The following is a 17,779-nucleotide window of genomic DNA, read 5'->3' as shown; positions in this document are numbered from 1 at the left end:
GGGACTTGGACAGAGGGATGATTCGCCGCACATGAGAAATCAAAGCATGTGATGTGAGGCAAGCCATCTCCTCTCCAGAATGAGGAGGAACAAATGAAGACAAAGCTAGATTTTTTCAAAATGAAAGAACAAAACGAACCTATTGTGATGCTGACCGCATACGACTATCCAGCTGCAAAGCAAGCGGAAAAAGCGGAAGTCGACATGATCTTAGTTGGTGATTCACTTGGGATGGTTGTACTTGGACTAGATTCCACAGTTCAAGTCACGCTGGATGATATGATCCATCACACAAAAGCAGTGAAAAGAGGCGCAAAAGACACATTTGTTGTGACTGATATGCCATTTATGTCTTACCATTATTCGTTAGAAGAAACAATGAAAAATGCTGCACGCATCATGCAAGAAAGTGGTGCCGATGCCTTAAAGCTAGAAGGCGGAGATGGAGTATTTGAATCCATTCAAGCTCTAACAAGAGGCGGAATTCCTGTCGTCAGTCATTTAGGCCTTACACCTCAATCAGTTGGTGTACTTGGCGGATATAAAGTACAAGGTAAAGACCACGAAAGTGCTCAAAAATTGATTGAAGACAGCTTGAAATGTGAGGAAGCCGGTGCAATCGCTCTTGTGCTGGAATGTGTACCTGGCGAACTGACAAAACGAATTACCGACATGCTGAAGATTCCTGTGATCGGAATTGGTGCAGGAGCTGAGGCAGACGGACAAGTTCTCGTTTACCATGATGTGGTAGGATACGGGGTGTCTAGAACACCTAAGTTTGTGAAACAATACGCGCAAATTGATACTGTTTTAGAAGAAGCGCTCATTCAATATACAAAAGAAGTAAAAGCACGCACATTTCCAGAGGACATGCACACGTTTCATATCAAAGAAGAAGTCCTTGATGGCTTATATGGGGGAATCAAAAAATGAACGTTGTCACCCATATTCACGAGCTAAAAGAGTTAATCAAGCAGCATCAAGAAAACCAGCATTCCATCGGCTTTGTTCCAACGATGGGTTTTCTTCATGAAGGACATCTGACGCTTGCGAAAGAGGCAAGAGGTCAAAATGACATTGTCGTGATGAGTATTTTTGTCAATCCGTTGCAATTTGGACCAAATGAAGACTTTGAATCCTATCCAAGGGATATGGAAAGAGACCAGCGTCTGGCAGAAGCAGCAGGGGTGGATATTTTATTTACACCTGATGTGAAGGAAATGTACCAAAATGAACCATCTATTACGATGACGGTTCAAAAGCGGACAGATGTCTTATGCGGAAAAAAACGTCCAGGACATTTTGACGGTGTTGTCACTGTGCTCACAAAGCTGTTTCATCTTGTGTCACCAACAAATGTCTACTTTGGACTAAAGGATGCACAGCAAGTCGCTGTGATCGATGCGATGATCAAGGATTTCTTCTTTGATCTTCACCTTGTATCTGTACCGACAGTCAGAGAAGAAGACGGTTTAGCGAAAAGCTCAAGGAATGTGTACTTGTCAGAAAAAGAAAGACAAGAAGCACCCGCTTTATACCGCGCATTAAAAAAAGGCCAGTCAGCTGTTGAAAAAGGTGAACATGATGTCAGTCGTGTGTACCAGCTGATTGAAGAGGAACTTGTTCAGACGTGCGGAGAAATAGATTATATTGAGATCTACTCATATCCAGAACTTGAGCCGCTTGAGCAGTTAGCAGGTCAAGTCATTATGGCGGTTGCGGTCAAATTCTCACGGGCAAGACTGATTGATAATGTGATTTTCCATGTTCCTGAAAGCGGTGAAAAACATGTATAGAACCTTTATGACATCTAAGCTTCATAAAGCAACGGTAACAGAAGCAAACTTACATTATGTAGGAAGTATTACAATTGACGAAGATTTACTTGATGCGGCAGGTATGATGGCAAATGAGAAAGTACAAATTGTCAATAATCATAATGGCGCAAGACTTGAAACATATATTATTCCCGGCGAAAGAAAGAGCGGTGTCATTTGTCTAAATGGGGCGGCGGCGAGACTCGTTCAGCCAGGGGATGAAGTCATTATTATCGCTTATGGGATGCTGTCAGAAGAAGAAGCTAAGACACATACACCAAAAGTGGTCGTGTTAAATAAACAAAATCAAATTGAACAAATGATTGGGCAAGAGCCTGCGAGAACGATTTTATAACGCAGACTCCGTGGAAACAGAACAGTTTCAGAAGAGAGGCTGTTCTGTTTCATCTATTTTGTCCAGAGCGTGTTTCACTTCAGGGTGAAACGAGGAATTGAGGTGTCCATTTTATGACCGATCAAAGGTTTGTTGTCGTTGATATTGAAACCACCGGGAATTCACCTAAAAAGGGTGATAAAATCATTCAAATAGCTGCGGTGGTCATTGAAAATGGACAAATTGTCGAACGGTATTCAAAATATGTGAACCCGGGAAAAGCAATCCCAGGATTTATTGAACAGCTGACAGGCATTCAGCAGCACATGGTTGACGATGCGGTGTTTTTTGAGGACATTGCCCAAGAGGTGTATGATCTCATACAGGGTGCTTATTTTGTTGCGCACAATGTTCATTTTGACTTGAATTTTTTAAATGATGAACTAAAAGCATGCGGGAAAAATGAGCTGGATGTGCTAGCAATTGATACAGTTGAGATCTCTAGAATTCTTTATCCTGAGCTTGAAGGTTATAAGCTCACTGAATTAAGTGAAGAGCTCATGCTTCCACATGACCACCCGCATAGGGCGGATAGTGATGCGGAAGTTACTGCCATGTTATTTTTAACTTTATTACATCAATTAAAACATACACCGAAAAATGTGCTGAAGCAGCTGCGCAGATTATCCTCTTATCTCCTAAGTGATATAGGACTTTTAATTAAGCAGCTTGAAACAAGCCATGATAGCCGGGAAGATTCTTTAGTGGAAGTCGGCTCTTTTTCTGTAAAAGATGTCACCAATCCTATCAGTAGGGCGACACATTCAGTAAGTGAAGATGATGAACAGCTGTTTGAGGAAATCAAAAAGAAGCTTCCGCAAACGGTAGAAGGGTATGAGGTAAGAGAAGGCCAGCTTACAATGATGAATAAAGTGAGAGACGTGTTTCATGAAAGAGCCTATGCATTAATTGAAGCGGCACCGGGTATTGGGAAAACGCTCGCTTACCTCATCCCAGCTGCTCTAGAAGCGAGGAAATCAGGAAAACCTGTCATTATTAGTACATATTCCATCCTTTTGCAGCAGCAAATGCTTCAGCGCGATGTGCCGATGTTGAATCAATTGCTCCCGTTTGAGCCTGCTGCCTGTGTATTTAAAGGTCGGGCGCATTACATTTGTTTAGATAAGTTTGAGCATGTTCTTCATGAGGAAGATGATAACTATGATGTCGTCTTAACGAAGGCGCAAATTTTAATGTGGCTCCTTGTAACAGAAACAGGTGATTTATCTGAACTGAATTTACCGTCAGGAGCTGCCAATATAAAAGACCGCATTTCCTGTGTGCATATGCCGTTTACATCGAAAAAGCGCCGTTTTAAAGAGTATTGCTTTTATGAGCGCGCCAAAAAAAGGGCAAAAACAGCTGATTTAATTTTAACGAATCATCGTCTGCTTTTATCACAAACGGAGGCATCGTCTATCTTTCAGCATGCTGACGTATATGTGATAGACGAAGCCCATCAATTTGAGAAAACAGCCAATGAAGCACTAGGGGATAGTGCGTCTTATATCCAGCTTCACGCGAAATTAACGCAGCTTGGCTCCTTGCAAAGCGGACTGTTAAAGAAACTGAAAAAGAGATTTCATCATGCAGGGTTACAGACAGACACCTTTATTGAAATGGATGAGTATCTCAATCAGCTTCAAATGGAAAGTGACGCTTTCTTTAGCACCGTCCATTCATTTGTGAAAAGGACAAAACCAAAAGCCGACATCAATCGTCTCATTCATAGAGTACGTCATCATTCAAAGCATGCTCAGTGGAAACGGATTAAAGAAACGGCAAGTAAGCTTTGTTCCTTGTTAATTGCTTGTGAGAAACTGTATGAACAGCAAAAAAATGAGCTTCTTCAAAAAAGTGATCAGCTGACAGAACACTTTGCCTTTGAAGCAGAGGAATACGACCAAGTCATGTCGTTTATGCATACTTTTTGCAGTACACTGTACCGGTTTATCTTTGAACCGAAAAACGATGAAACGGTTTGGATTGAAATTGATGCAAAAGGTGCCAAAAACGCAGTCTTTATGCATGCACAGCCGTTAGATACTGGGGAGCTTTTGGCTGATCGTTTCTTTATGAACAAAAAGAGTGTTGTCCTCACATCAGGGACACTCACCATCAATCACCGCTTTGATTATTGCTTGGAACGGTTTGGCCTGCAAGATTTTTATCCTCATCTTGTGCAAATTGATTCACCTTTTGAACTTGAAAAACAGCTTAAGGTCATTGTTCCAGCAGACATGCCGCCGATTACAAACCGTGATGAACGAGATTATGTAAAGCAGGCTGCGCAATATATTAAGGTTATGGAAAAGCAGCAGCATGCAAAAATATTGGTTTTGTTTAATTCACATGAGATGTTAAAAGCAGTATATGAAGAGCTAAAAACAGAAGGGATGCAGTCAGCCCTTTTTGCTCAAGGTTTGACAGGTGGAAGCCCTGTAAAATTAACGAAAATGTTCAAATTAGCAAAACAAGCCATTTTACTTGGTACGGGTAGTTTTTGGGAAGGTGTTGATTTTCCGGGCTCAGAGCTGACAACAGTCATCATGGCACGTCTTCCGTTCAGACCGCCTGATTCTCCTCTCATTGAAGCCAAATGTGATGCAGCTAAAAAACAAGGGAAAAACCCGTTTAAAGCCGTCGCTTTACCAGAAGCTGTGTTAACCTTTAAGCAAGGAGCTGGACGCTTGCTGCGCTCTGAAAAAGACATAGGCACATTGCTGATTTTAGACCGCCGAGTGAAAACAGCTTCATATGGAAAACTATTTTTAGAATCACTCCCTCATGCGCCGGTTCACGAGATGTCAAAAGAGTCACTTGAGGCGTATATAGAAAACCTTAACAACGAAAAGCCGCTGTCATAAGCGGCCTTTAGCTGGTGTGGGTTTGGAGTTAATTTATCGTAACGGCTTTTTGTGTTCCGTTGTAAAAATAGTATCGGTTCCCGTGCAGAAAAGTATGACTAACAATATTTACGTACCGAGGAGGAATTAGAAGTGGAAAGTAAAATAGAGGTACTTTCAACTGTTCAAATTAAGCATTCAGAAGACCTATACAAAATCGTTGATTTATTGAACAGAACGCTTAAAAGAGAAGATCTCATGTTTGGATTAGCATTAGATCAAGAAGACCAAAATCAAGCGGTATTTACGATATATCGCACATAGGGGAAGCTTGACATGAAAAAAATAGTCTGGATTATTTCATCTGTAGTGGCTCTCGTTCTGCTTATTGGCATCATCAGCTTTACGTGGATTTATCAAATTGCCATGGGACAAAGAGAACAAGGGCATGAAGCAGCGATCGAACGAGCAAAAGAACAAGCAAACATCGTACAAGTGGAGCAAGTGGAAACCTTTGTCGGGAAAGAAAAACAATTTATTGTTGAAGGGAAAAACAAACAGAATGAAACGACCTACGTTTGGGTTCCTGCCAGCAAAAAAGAAAAAGTGATCGCAAAAAAAGCAAAAGAAGGCATTACCTCGAATCAAGCAGTACAAGCCGTTCAAAAAGAGAACACGGTCTCTAAGCTAAAAGAAGTCAAATTAGCGAGAGAAGGTGACGTACTTCTTTGGGAAGTGACATATTTAAATGAAAACAATCAATATAGCTTCAGCTATGTCGACTTCTCGACAGGACACGTGGAAAAAAATTTAACACCGTAGTTTCTCCTGTCTTGCGTTGACCATGCTGATTTAGAACGGTTATAATAAAATGTATGAAAAAAGATTCACACCTGTCTAAAGGTGAGTTTCTTTCTGGCTTTGGAGGGAATTATGTTGAAAACAACGATTAATCAAGTGTTCAAACACGTCGATCAAGAAGTAACCATCGGCGCATGGATTGCCAATAAACGTTCAAGCGGAAAAATTGCATTTTTGCAGCTGCGTGACGGGACAGGCTTTATTCAAGGAGTCGTAGTAAAAGCAGAAGTGGAAGAGGAAGTCTTTAAGCTTGCGAAATCAGTCACTCAAGAAACATCTGTCTATGTGACAGGTCAAGTGACAAAAGATGAGCGTTCACCGCTAGGTTTTGAATTGCAAGTGAAATCCATTGAAGTGATTCATGAAGCGACAGATTATCCAATTACACCAAAAGAGCATGGAACAGAATTCTTAATGGATCACCGTCATTTATGGCTTCGTTCTAAAAAACAGCATGCCATTATGAAAATCCGTAACGAAATTATTCGTGCTACATATGAATACTTCCATCAAGAAGGTTTCGTGAAAGTAGATCCGCCAATTTTAACTGGAAGTGCACCTGAAGGCACAACGGAACTGTTTGCTACGAAATATTTTGATGAAGATGCATACCTTTCTCAAAGTGGCCAGCTTTACATGGAAGCTGCAGCAATGGCACTCGGAAAAGTATTCTCATTTGGCCCAACATTTAGAGCTGAAAAATCTAAAACAAAACGTCATTTAATTGAGTTTTGGATGATCGAGCCGGAGATGGCTTTTGTCGAATTCAATGAAAACCTTGAGTATCAAGAAAATTATGTGACTCATGTTGTGCAAAGTGTACTTGAAAACTGTAAAGTGGAGCTGCAAACATTAGGCCGTGATACAGCAAAATTAGAAAATATCAAAGCACCATTCCCGCGCATCACTTACGATGAAGCGATTAAATTCTTGCAGGAAAAAGGCTTTGATGATATCGAATGGGGAGATGACTTCGGAGCGCCTCACGAAACTGCGATCGCCGAAAGCTATGATAAACCAGTGTTTATCACTCATTACCCAACATCATTAAAACCGTTTTATATGCAGCCAGCACCGGATCGTGAAGATGTTGTCCTTTGTGCAGACTTGATTGCACCAGAAGGCTACGGAGAGATTATTGGCGGTTCTGAGCGTGTTCATGATTTAGAGCTTCTTGAAGCAAGATTGAAAGAACATGGGCTTGATCAGGAAACTTACAAATGGTATACAGAATTAAGACAATACGGTTCTGTACCGCATTCAGGTTTTGGTCTTGGACTTGAACGTACAGTTGCTTGGATTAGCGGAGCGCCGCATGTGCGTGAAACCATTCCTTTCCCAAGATTATTAAACCGTTTATACCCTTAAGACGTGAAAGCCTCCAACAAATGGAGGCTTTTTCAAACGTCTTTTTAGAGAGGCACGTGAAATAAAACGTGATATACTTAAAGTGAAGAGGTGTATCCGATGAATAGGCAGCAATTTATTAATATGCAGCAAATGGGGTCGACAAGTTTGCCTAATTTGCTGATTGCTCATTATGAGCAGTTAGGACTGAATGAATCACAGATGATGGTGATGCTCAAGATTAAAATGAATGAAGAACAAGGCGTTTTCTTTCAAACATTTGAAGAGCTTTCTCAAGGCATGACCATTTCAGCGGAAGAGTGCGCGTATATGGTTCAGCATCTGATTCAAAAAGGATTTATCTCGATTCAGCCATTTGAAGACAGGTCTGGTATTCAGCATGACCGTTACTCGGTAGAACCTTTATGGGGCGTTCTGTATGACTTTTTAGAAACAAAACAGGCGAAAGAAGTTCAAAAACAACAGGTGCAGGCTGAAAAATCTTTATATGCTTTATTTGAAGATGAATTCGGCAGACCGCTGTCACCCCTTGAAGGAGAAACACTTTCGATCTGGATGGATCAAGACCATCATGATGCTGAGATGATACGGCTAGCACTAAGAGAAGCCGTTTTATCAGGGAAATTAAATTTCCGTTATATTGATCGAATTTTATTTGAGTGGAAAAAGAAAGGGCTGAAAACAGCGAAAGAAGCAAAAAAACATAGCCAGCACTTCCGTTCTCAGCAGAAAACGCCACCTTCAAACGAAGAGACGTCCACTTATAAACGACAAGTTCCTTTTTATAATTGGCTGGAACAATAACCAATAAAGGAGAAGGCATGTTATCAAAAAAACAAATCAATGAGTGTTTAGATATTATAGGAGATATGTTTCCAGAGGCTGAGTGTGAGCTTGTTCATGCCAATCCATTTGAGCTTGTGATTGCTGTTGCGCTCTCTGCTCAATGTACGGACGTGCTTGTAAACAAGGTCACCAAAACGTTATTTCAAAAATATAAAACACCAGAAGACTATTTAAGTGTACCGCTTGAAGAACTGCAGCAAGATATTCGCTCGATTGGTCTTTATCGAAATAAGGCTAAAAACATTCAAAAGTTGAGCAAAATGCTGATTGAAGAATATGGCGGTGAAGTACCAAAGGACCGGGACGAGCTTGTTAAGCTTCCTGGGGTTGGCCGGAAAACAGCAAATGTCGTCGTTTCAGTCGCTTTTGGGGTACCGGCAATAGCAGTAGATACACATGTAGAACGAGTCAGCAAGCGTCTAGGCATCTGCCGCTGGAAGGATTCTGTGCTTGAAGTAGAGCAAACCTTGATGAAAAAGGTGCCAAAAGAAGATTGGTCTGTGACGCATCACCGTCTGATCTTTTTTGGGAGATATCATTGTAAGGCGCAGCGGCCGCAGTGCGAATCGTGTCCACTTCTTGATATGTGCAGAGAAGGGCAGAAGAGGCTGAAAAAAGGATTGGTGAAGCTGGCATGAGCGGGGCAGCTGTTTTCATCTCATATGTCGAAAAGCTAAAAGAAAAAAAGGTAGAGATTAAAGGTGATCGAGTAGATATACTGAGAGCCAATCCGCTCGCATATGATCTATCTTCAGAAGTTTTAACAGACGAGTTTCCATGGCAGGAAACGGAAGAATTTGTTCCTGTGATGTTTGAGCTGTGGGACGAATTAAAAGAAAAAATGCTTCCTCGTTTCCAAACAAGAAAATCCCGCTGTGAAGAAGATGATATGCTGCAAGGAATCGTCAGTATGATTGCGTTGTTTTACTGGATCAAAGGGGAGAGTGTCCAAACGTTTGAATGGGAACATATCAAGCAAGAGACATTTCCTGTTGCTCCGATTAATTGGACGGAACGTATAGAGTTCATTTTGCTAAAACCAACTCAATATCACTGCTTTATTCAATTGGACGAGCTATACACGGAATTAAAAAAGCAGTATGGAAAATATGAAGCACTAAAAAAAATCAGACAGCAGCGTTAAAAAAAGCACTTGCCAAGGAGGCAAGTGCTTTCAAGCGTGTAGACAAACCCTCGCATTCGTTGTCAGTCCTGCGCTCCGGTGCTCACGAATGTTAAATTCGCTCCGCTCCGATGCTCGTCCTTCCTAGACTGCAAAGGTTTTCTATCACGCTGAAAAGAAGACAAAGGGCTAAAATCAAGATCATTTTAGCCCTTTGTCAACAATCTTAAAGCACTTGCCAAGGAGGCAAGTGCTTTTTCATTATTCATCTTCTTTTCGAGAAGTAGCATTTGATTGCGAATTGGAACTTTGAGAGTTGGCTTTCTCATCATCTTTCTTTTTATCTTTATTATCAGTTTGCGAGTTGCTGTTCCCATTTGTACTGTCTGAGCCATTTTCTGAAGAACCATTATTTCCGTTTTCTGTATTTCCACCTTGGTCCTGATCCTTATCCTTATCTTGATCTTTTTTGTCATCAGGCTTTTGCTCATCAGTGCCAGGGGGCTGATTTTTGTTATCGTCTGTTTGGTCTGTCTGTTCGTCGTCAGGCTGCTGCGGTTCTTCTTCTTCTTTATTCTCATCATCCGCTTTTTCTTCCTCATCTGCGTCATCCTTAATGGTGAGGAAGGTAGAAGCCGCTTTACTCGTGACATCATCTACAGTGGCTGTCACTTGGAATTTATAAGTGGAGCCAGGCTTCACATCAGAGATAACCGCTTCTTTAGCAGAGCTGTTTTGAATCTCTTTATAGCCGCCATTATCAACTGCTTGCTTGACATTAAATGTAGCATCAGCGTCGTCAGAATAGCCCCAAGTCAGTGTGATGGATTTTTTCTCTTCATCATACACCGCTTTTAAATCAGAAGGCTTATCGGCTTCTTTTTTCTCGTATGTGTCAGAGACTTTTGTTGGTACCGTTCCTTTAACAAAGTATTCTGTTGTCTTCTTGTCACTTGGTGTATTCGGTCCGGCTAATTTTGCAGGATCGGATCCTTTTTCAACCGTAGCTTCAACGACACTGTCTGGTTTTTCAAATGAGCCGCTTCCATCGTCAATTTGAGAAATCAATCGCTGGAAGACGATTTTGGCCACACGCTGCTCGTAATCATTCAGCCATATTTTGCCGTCTGCATCTTTTGAATTGCCGATTCCAGTCCAAACGGCTGCTGTATATTGCGGAGTATAACCGACAAACCACGAATCTTTCGCACCGCCAGAAGGGATATTGTGTTTATTAATATCGTCTTGTGTGAAGTTCGTTGTACCTGTTTTACCAGCTACTTGAACGTTCGGTACTTGTGCAAGTGTACCAGTACCAGATTGGACAGCAGTTTTCAGCATATCTGTAATCATAAATGCTGTGTAATCACTCATTGCTGCTTTTGAGTCCGGCGTAAGGTCAAGCTTTGTCCCGTCATTAAATTCAACAGATGTGACAGCGTGCGGTTCATTATAGTATCCGTTATTACCGAATGCACTAAATGCACCTGCCATTTTTAATGAAGACACACCATCTCCAAATCCACCGATGGAATAAGATTCTGGAATATCAGAAGGTAAGTCCATGCCTAAATTATTAGCAAATTGAGCGGCATTGGCTGAACCAGCTTCTTGGAATGCTTTAAGTGCAGGGATGTTACGCGATTGTGCCAAAGCACTTCTCATCGACATTTTACCTAAATGTCTTCTGTCAAAGTTGTTAATCGGTGTACCATCTGAGTACGTATACGGCGCATCATCAATTTGCTGATATGTTGACCATTTTTTGTTTTCAATGACTGGGCCGTAATCTAAGATCGGTTTGATTGTGGACCCTGGCTGGCGTTTTGCATCCGTCGCATAGTTAAAGCCGCCGGCTGGTACATCACGTCCACCGCCAATGGCGCGTATTTCACCATTTTTCGTATCAAGCAGGGTCACACCCGCCTGCATCCCTTTCGTAAATCCAACTGAATCTCCATTGATGATATCATTTAGATGATCCTGTGCATTTCGATCAAGGGAAGTATAGATTTTTAATCCGTCAGTTGATGCATCCACTTTGGCTTTTTTCTGTACTTCTTCCATTACTTCTTCAATGTAGGCAGAGTACTTACTAGAGTTTTGGCTCTTATATTTACTAGCTGAAACAACTGTCTTGCTGACAGGGGTTGCTTTTGCAACGTCATATTCTTTTTCTGAAATGTAGCCTTGTTTTTTCATAAGGCTTAAAACGATATTACGGCGTTTTTCCGCTGCCTCGGGATGTTTCACTGGGTTATAGGCAGAAGGACTCTGCGGCATACCTGCAAGTGTAGCAGCTTGTGCAACGGTTAGTTTATTTAAATCTGTGACTCCGAAAAATTGTTCAGCTGCTTTCCCAACTCCATAAGCATAAGGAGAGAAGAAAATCCGGTTTAAATACATTTCCAAAATTTCATCTTTAGAGTATTTTTGCTCAAGCTGAATCGAGAGCCATACTTCCTGTACTTTCCGTTTTAACGTCTTTTGATTGGTTAGGAGGGAGTTTTTCACAACCTGCTGTGTAATGGTACTTCCGCCTTCAGCACCAAAGCCGTCCTCAACGTTTGCGACAAGGGCACCGCCGATACGGATTGGATCAATCCCGTGGTGCTTATAAAAACGTGCATCTTCAGTCGCAATAAATGCGTCTTTTACCACATCGGGTATATCTTTTATCGAGACATACGTTCTTTTTTCTGCACCAACTTCTGCAAACACTTTCTTGTCTTTATCATAAAGCTTTGAAGAGTATGGTGTTTTAAGCTTACTATCATCAATAGAAGGAGCGCTTGATGCAAAAACGGCAAAAGTTGTGATTCCGGCAACTAAACAAAGTAGACCGATCACGAGTAAAGATAAAAATATTTTTTTAAATAGACCTGCTTTCTTTTTGCCTTTTTTGTTCTTTTGCTTCTTATTGTTAACTTGACTTGCTTTACGTCGCTGTTCACGACTTGTAAATTGATCAGACATCACATCTCAACCTTTCGTGTTAAACCTTTTTCGAACGTAATTGCTGATTGCTTTCATCCGAAAAATGAAGTGTCTCCACTACTTTAATATAATCAATTCTTGGCGAATATCCAAGTGTCATTATGTGGCCAGCTTCCATTAATTCGTCTTTGCTAATGGATTTACGGCCGTTTTTCTTCTGCCGCTCCCAGAAGTAAAAGAGATCTGAAGCGGGCAAATAATAAACGGAGCCAAAAGCGGATATAATAACGAAACAAATGCCGCCTTGCTTTTCAACCTGTTTCATATGCTCAATTTGATGGTCGTGGAAATTTTTGAGCGGAAACGAGGTAGTGCTTTTGGTTTCCTTTGCTTCAAAATCGATATAGCGGCCTTTATACACCCCGTTATAGTCTGTTGTGGATGATTGTTTAAAATAGGCTTCTTTAATGACAGCAGCACTTCTTTTTGGGTAATCCACATTCACAATTTGAACTGGGGTAGGCTTTTTATGAATGACTGCGATCCCGTTGACCAAATAGTATTGGTTCGTTTCATTTAAATCAGCCTCAAGCGTCATCCCGCGGTTACTATAAGAGGATTCGCCGCTGATTCTTTTTTTTGTCCCAATTTGTTGAATGGGCTGATACGATTTTCCGTTTGGATACCGAATCATCAAGTTTCAGCCTCCTTTTAATGCATTTTGTATTGGAGAGATCACCATGTTGTCCCAAGAAGAGCACATCATCACTCAGCAAATTTTGCGTGAAACGAAAGCAAAAAATAAAGACAACCTGACGAGGACAAATGCTTACAAGCGCTTTTATGACCGGCATCCAGAGATGAAATGGTCGCTGCTCGCTTCCTTTGTCTCGAGAAATGCTGGGTGGTCCATGACGGATTTAAAGGGCGAGCTCTTCCATCCAGGTTTAACGGATCAGCAGGGGCACCTTTTTTTCACAGCATATGAAAGAGCGAATTGGCTGATCTTTTCGGATGCTTACCCTCAGCTTCTTTTGTATGAATGGTCTAAAAGGTGCAGTCAACCTTTGTTTCATCTGCTTCCTTATTTCTCCGTGTCTCGTTTTATGAGCGCTGAGTGGGAACGTTTCTGGCTAAAGCGTGACACAGAGCGTCTGCTATATGCACTCATCATAAATGAACAATATACTATACAATCTCCTATTATACAAAATCCTCTTCTGAAAAAGAATGTTTTTCACTCGATTCAATATCTTTTCAGCGAGTGGGGACATTTCCAAACCGTTGTTTTTCCAACGGTGGACGGCCATTTGTATGGCTTAACCATACGGAAGTTTTCCAATGTAAAGGAGCGCATTACATTAGGTAAAAAACTAGCGAAACTATTATTTCGAGCCGATTTGTTTTCGGATTTTTATCATTTTTTGCATACCGTTCCGCATACGGGGTCTCGGTTTGATTTTGAGCCGTTTTTAGGGATCGCTAGAAGGTCAACACCTTTTCTTCGGACGGTTTATCCGGTGATGACACATTCATTAGACGATCAAAGGGAAGATTGGTTTCAAAAGAAATTGAGTTCATCTTTATTTGAGGCAGAGCCGCTACCAAAGCAGATTGATCTGACCGACTGGTATTTCCATAAAAAAAGACAGCTTCGTTTTCTTTTCTCATTAGAGCATTATTTTTTGCATAAATAAAAAGCAGGGGGTGCCTGCTTTTTTTACGTAGATGGACGATTAGGACCGCCGAGCTTTTTATCAAGCTGATCTGGACTGTTTTCTTTCCCTTTTGGCTTTTGCTCTTTTGGTGCTGGCTGCTTTTTCATGAAATCTACCTCCTTTTGTCCTTAGAATTTACACAATCGGACGCAATCATACAAAGAAGGACAAGCATCTGTCGAAAAGGAAGAAATAGCGCTTATCTACACTTAGATTGGCGATTTGCTTCTAGTTTTGTCATGTGTGAAGGAGGGGGAGAAAGAAAAGAGAATGTAACGAGAGACAATAAAGGAGGAATCTGATGATGAGCGAATTTGTATCAAAAGAATCCATTATGCAGTTGTTAGAGGAAATCGAGCGAAAAATTGATGCAGTGGAGGAAGAGCTGTCTCTTGCTGTGAAGCAGACGAAACGTGCAGCGATAGAAGAGCAAGAACAAATGATTGACCGGCTTGAATCAGAAGTAAAGGACTGTGAAGTGAAGCTTCATGCAGCCGAGTATAAACTGGCAGTAAGACCGGCATATCACGCCGGATAGCTTTTCTATTTGAGCAATAGGTAAACGTTTGATAGGATGGTTCATAGAGGTGAACACTTTGGATAATCAAACATTACTTGAACATACACAAAACTTGAGAATATGGATCGAAGAAGCATATGAGCAGTACCAAAAGGGAAAGGCTGAAGAGGAGTACCCATCGTATGATTTTTATACGGATATTCAGCCGGCCGTTGTTACATTTGATCAGAAAATAGAGGAGTGGCTCACCGCTGCGATCTCGTTTATTGAGCAGGCCAAACCTAGATATTTACACCAAGAACAGCTTGAAGCCGTAAAAGAAAATGGTAAAGAGGTTGTCCTGCAATCTTATTTTGGTAAACAGCACGCACCCCGTGTAAAAAATTTAGTTGAGTCAGTGGTTTACACTCTGAATCTTTTAATAGAAGAAATCAAAAAGCGCAGCTAAAGACATGATGCTGCGTTTTTCTTATGGCTTCTTTAGGCACATCTTCTGCTCTTGGTCATAATATATGAGTGACATCAATATGTGTTGAGAGCGAGAGGAGCGAGATAGATGTTCCCTTATTCAAACCAGCAGCCTTATGAATTCAATCAATTCACGCAAAGGCCTTTTCCGTATCCAGAAATGCAGCAGCCTCCGCAGCCTCCAGACTATTTCATGCCGCCGTATCAAGGTGGAGGGGGAATGAATCAGGCACCATCTACTGTTTATCAGCCGCCTTATGGATACCAAGAAAACGTGCCGCTTATGCAGCCGCCTGAAGCGATGAATCCACCCCAAATGCAGCCGCCTCCAGGCATGATGCCCATGCAGCCGCCTATGAACCCTTATCCATTGCCAAGGCCGCAAAAACAGCAGCCATCTCAATTTAAAAGTGTGCTGTCACAATTCAAAAAGACGAATGGGCAATACGATTTTAACAAAATGTTTGATACAGCTGGCCAAATGATGAGTACAATGAATCAAGTAGGCTCATTGGCGAAAGGATTTACAAGCATTTTTAAAGCATAGCTAAACCCAATAGATTGAACTATTGGGTTGTTTGCTTTGGCGCAGACACATGAAGCGATTGATCTTTCCACACACTCTTCATTTTTGTCTCATCTATTTTTGCCGGCATTAAAATCGTTTTAGTAAAACTTGAATACGAGGTAGTCGTATTCGTTTTGATTTTTTCCTGTACTGATAAGTGTAAATATTGGGCTTTTACTTCTAGCGCAATGTCTCCTTCGACAAAATGGTCTGGAAATTGAATCTCGATATACACATTCTGTTCATCCTCTGTCACATCGGTCGTAATGGATACAAGTGAATGCGATGTGGTCATGAGTGCCTCTGCACTATTTAATATCTCGTGAAACGGGGAGGATGCAAAAAATTGTTCAATCGCTTCATATATCATATCTTCATTTGCCAGCATTTCATGTTTTTTTTCGCCTTCATGTTTCATCTGAATCACCTCTCATCTACAGCCTATGCAGAGGGGGCTCAGGCGGTTATCAATTGATGAGAGGAAAAAATTATGATTAAATAGTGTTGAATGAAGCAAGGTGTATGGGCGTAAAGTTTCATACACGAAATAGATTTAGGAAGCAAAGCTTGAAGGGAGCAAATTGACATTGCTGAAAAAATTATTCGGTTTCGGAAAAAACCAAGATGATGTAAAGGAAGAAGTCATTTATTCTCCAGTTGATGGAGAGTTAATGGATATGACTGATGTACCAGATCCCGTCTTTTCTCAAAAGATGATGGGAGACGGCGTAGCAGTAAAACCAAAAAGTGGGACGATTGTGTCACCAGTAGAGGGTGAAATCATTCAGCTCTTCCATACAAAACATGCAATTGGCATTCGAACACTCTCGGGGCTTGAGCTTCTGATTCATATCGGACTTGAAACAGTTGGGTTAAATGGTGAAGGATTTGAAGCGCACATGAAAGAAGGGGATAAGGTGAAAATCGGGGATCCTCTTATTACGTGTGATTTAGAACTGATTGAAGAGAAAGCGTCAAGTACAGTGACACCGATTGTGATTATGAACGGTGACCTTATCGAACGACTTGATAAAGAACCAAAAGGCTCTGTAGAAAAGCAGACGTCCAAGCTCTTTACAGTGAAAATGAAATAGTTCATGAAAAAAACTACCCATTGATAGGGTAGTTTTTTATTGAGGTGAGAACATTAATCCTCCATTGGAACCCAGCCTTGACTCGCTTCCATGACAGACCACAATCCTTCTGGAATAAGATACTTGTCTTTTTGGCTGCGTTTAATGACGGTTTCAATCTCTTGTTCTCTGCCTTCTTTAATTTTCTTTGCCCAATCTGGGTCGACGATCAGCTCTCGTGCGACAGCGATGAGAGGAATTCCTTGATTGTAAGCATGGAGTGCATCTTCAGCTGTAATGACGCTGCCTACTCCAATAAGCGGAAGAGCATCGCCGCAGCGTTCTTTTAGCAGTTCCATACGTGTCTTATTAGAATCTGCGCCTCGTCTTGCTTTAGAGCCAATCTCCATTAAAGAGATATGCAAATAATCGAGGCTTTTTGTTTTGAGAACATCCACTAATGTAAACGTCTCTGTCATTGTTAAACCAGGAGTTTCTGGCTCTTCAGGAGATAACCGGTATCCAAAGATAAACGGTTTAGCCGCATGCTCTTTGATGGCCTCTTTAACTGCATCTACAACAGCAATAGGGAAAGCTAGACGTTTTTCTTCGTTTCCTCCCCATTGATCTGTACGCTGATTGCTATGCGGTGAGTAAAATTGCTGTAATAAATAACCGTTTGCCCCGTGAATTTCTACGCCGTCAAACCCTGCTTGAACCGCTCGTCTTGCCGCTTCTTTAAAGGAGTCGATAATATGCGTAATTTCCTCTTCTTTTAAAGCGCGTGCAATTTGTTTTCCATCTTTAAACACATCACTTGGCGCAACCACATCACCGTTTGGAACTAAATGAGGGAGAGCCTGAGAGCCGCCGTGATGAATTTGAATGATGGCTTTTGTTCCTTTTGCCTGGATAGCTGAAGCCAGTTTTTTCAGGCCAGGGATATCTTCATCTCTTGCGATAGAAGGCTGTCCTTCAAATGCCTTCCCATCTGGAGTCACATTCGCACATGCTGTAATCACCATGCCCATGTCACTTGATCTAGCTGTAATGAAGTCAATTTCGTCTTTTGAAATGGTGCCGTCGTCATGAGAACCGAAGTGTGTCATTGGAGCAACCACTAACCGGCCATCAATAGAGGCGCCTCCTGGAAACGTAAAAGGTTCAAATAAAGGCTTAAATTCGTTTTTCAATCTGATCATCTTCTTCCTTGATAAAATCATTTCACTATAGAAGTGTA

General features: G+C 41.4%; 20 protein-coding genes. 15 read left to right on the top strand and 5 right to left on the bottom strand.

Annotated features, from left to right (window positions below):
* Nucleotides 1–93: 93 nt before the first annotated feature.
* From panB to MHB67_RS10175, 10 genes are all read left to right on the top strand, one after another.
* Nucleotides 94–933 (top strand): 3-methyl-2-oxobutanoate hydroxymethyltransferase, encoded by an 840-nt coding sequence (panB, locus tag MHB67_RS10220; RefSeq protein WP_044333241.1) that lies wholly within the window; start codon nt 94–96, stop codon nt 931–933.
* Nucleotides 930–1,796: a pantoate--beta-alanine ligase gene (gene panC, locus MHB67_RS10215; protein ID WP_044333243.1), complete on the top strand. Its 867-nt coding sequence runs from the start codon at nt 930–932 to the stop codon at nt 1,794–1,796. Before panB ends, panC begins: the two co-directional genes overlap by 4 nt.
* On the top strand, nt 1,789–2,172 hold the full coding sequence (gene panD / locus MHB67_RS10210; RefSeq protein ID WP_024422780.1) for an aspartate 1-decarboxylase: 384 nt from the start codon (nt 1,789–1,791) through the stop codon (nt 2,170–2,172). The genes panC and panD overlap by 8 nt, the downstream gene beginning before the upstream one ends.
* Nucleotides 2,173–2,285: 113 nt before the next feature.
* Nucleotides 2,286–5,078, top strand: a complete 2,793-nt coding sequence (dinG, locus tag MHB67_RS10205) for an ATP-dependent DNA helicase DinG (RefSeq protein WP_133744140.1) — start codon at nt 2,286–2,288, stop codon at nt 5,076–5,078.
* 132 nt (nt 5,079–5,210) lie between these two features.
* Entirely contained in the window at nt 5,211–5,381 is a 171-nt protein-coding gene (locus MHB67_RS10200; RefSeq protein ID WP_065214698.1) for a YpmA family protein, read from the top strand.
* A 12-nt stretch (nt 5,382–5,393) separates the two neighbouring features.
* Nucleotides 5,394–5,879, top strand: a complete 486-nt coding sequence (tseB, locus tag MHB67_RS10195) for a cell wall elongation/penicillin-binding protein regulator TseB (RefSeq protein ID WP_024422779.1) — start codon at nt 5,394–5,396, stop codon at nt 5,877–5,879.
* A 114-nt stretch (nt 5,880–5,993) separates the two neighbouring features.
* Nucleotides 5,994–7,286 (top strand): asparagine--tRNA ligase, encoded by a 1,293-nt coding sequence (gene asnS, locus MHB67_RS10190; RefSeq protein ID WP_024422778.1) that lies wholly within the window; start codon nt 5,994–5,996, stop codon nt 7,284–7,286.
* A gap of 99 nt (nt 7,287–7,385) precedes the next feature.
* Entirely contained in the window at nt 7,386–8,090 is a 705-nt protein-coding gene (locus MHB67_RS10185) for a DnaD domain-containing protein (protein ID WP_285708735.1), read from the top strand.
* 17 nt (nt 8,091–8,107) lie between these two features.
* A complete protein-coding gene (gene nth, locus MHB67_RS10180) occupies nt 8,108–8,770 on the top strand; it encodes an endonuclease III (protein WP_024422776.1) in 663 nt (220 codons plus the stop codon).
* Complete coding sequence (locus MHB67_RS10175; protein ID WP_073206063.1) at nt 8,767–9,276, top strand: YpoC family protein; 510 nt, start codon at nt 8,767–8,769, stop codon at nt 9,274–9,276. The genes nth and MHB67_RS10175 overlap by 4 nt, the downstream gene beginning before the upstream one ends.
* A gap of 240 nt (nt 9,277–9,516) precedes the next feature.
* On the opposite strand, the gene MHB67_RS10170 is transcribed toward MHB67_RS10175, so the two are convergent.
* Nucleotides 9,517–12,231 (bottom strand): PBP1A family penicillin-binding protein, encoded by a 2,715-nt coding sequence (locus tag MHB67_RS10170; protein ID WP_133744138.1) that lies wholly within the window; start codon nt 12,229–12,231, stop codon nt 9,517–9,519.
* Nucleotides 12,232–12,250: 19 nt separating this feature from the next.
* Nucleotides 12,251–12,886, bottom strand: coding sequence for a Holliday junction resolvase RecU (recU, locus tag MHB67_RS10165; RefSeq protein WP_024428112.1), 636 nt, complete (start codon nt 12,884–12,886; stop codon nt 12,251–12,253).
* A gap of 46 nt (nt 12,887–12,932) precedes the next feature.
* Here recU and MHB67_RS10160 point away from each other — a divergent pair, with 46 nt between their 5' ends.
* Entirely contained in the window at nt 12,933–13,889 is a 957-nt protein-coding gene (locus tag MHB67_RS10160) for a DUF2515 domain-containing protein (RefSeq protein WP_212048483.1), read from the top strand.
* 23 nt (nt 13,890–13,912) lie between these two features.
* Here the strand turns inward: MHB67_RS10160 and sspM are convergent, their stop codons facing one another.
* Nucleotides 13,913–14,017: an acid-soluble spore protein SspM gene (sspM, locus tag MHB67_RS10155; protein ID WP_024422772.1), complete on the bottom strand. Its 105-nt coding sequence runs from the start codon at nt 14,015–14,017 to the stop codon at nt 13,913–13,915.
* Nucleotides 14,018–14,214: 197 nt separating this feature from the next.
* Between sspM and MHB67_RS10150 the strand changes: the two genes are divergently transcribed.
* The 3 genes from MHB67_RS10150 to MHB67_RS10140 all read left to right on the top strand — a co-directional run bounded on the left by MHB67_RS10150 (nt 14,215) and on the right by MHB67_RS10140 (nt 15,445).
* Nucleotides 14,215–14,448, top strand: coding sequence for a DUF5446 family protein (locus MHB67_RS10150; RefSeq protein ID WP_225315530.1), 234 nt, complete (start codon nt 14,215–14,217; stop codon nt 14,446–14,448).
* 49 nt (nt 14,449–14,497) lie between these two features.
* A complete protein-coding gene (locus MHB67_RS10145) occupies nt 14,498–14,878 on the top strand; it encodes a YppE family protein (protein WP_342492506.1) in 381 nt (126 codons plus the stop codon).
* A gap of 108 nt (nt 14,879–14,986) precedes the next feature.
* Complete coding sequence (locus MHB67_RS10140; RefSeq protein ID WP_225315529.1) at nt 14,987–15,445, top strand: YppG family protein; 459 nt, start codon at nt 14,987–14,989, stop codon at nt 15,443–15,445.
* Between the two features lie 19 nt (nt 15,446–15,464).
* Here MHB67_RS10140 and MHB67_RS10135 read toward each other — a convergent pair whose 3' ends face one another.
* Complete coding sequence (locus MHB67_RS10135; protein WP_342492505.1) at nt 15,465–15,884, bottom strand: Hsp20/alpha crystallin family protein; 420 nt, start codon at nt 15,882–15,884, stop codon at nt 15,465–15,467.
* A 169-nt stretch (nt 15,885–16,053) separates the two neighbouring features.
* On the opposite strand from MHB67_RS10135, the gene MHB67_RS10130 reads away from it, so the two are divergent.
* Nucleotides 16,054–16,560 (top strand): PTS glucose transporter subunit IIA, encoded by a 507-nt coding sequence (locus MHB67_RS10130; protein WP_024422767.1) that lies wholly within the window; start codon nt 16,054–16,056, stop codon nt 16,558–16,560.
* A gap of 53 nt (nt 16,561–16,613) precedes the next feature.
* On the opposite strand, the gene MHB67_RS10125 is transcribed toward MHB67_RS10130, so the two are convergent.
* Nucleotides 16,614–17,732, bottom strand: coding sequence for an NADH-dependent flavin oxidoreductase (locus tag MHB67_RS10125; RefSeq protein ID WP_235356863.1), 1,119 nt, complete (start codon nt 17,730–17,732; stop codon nt 16,614–16,616).
* Between the last annotated feature and the right edge of the window lie 47 nt (nt 17,733–17,779).

The sequence above is a fragment of the Bacillus sp. FSL H8-0516 genome (assembly GCF_038635285.1).
GTDB classification, from domain to species: Bacteria; Bacillota; Bacilli; order Bacillales; family Bacillaceae; genus Bacillus; species Bacillus safensis.
The sequence above is the reverse complement of the archived record's forward strand: the minus strand, read 5'-3'. Positions and strand labels throughout refer to the sequence as shown.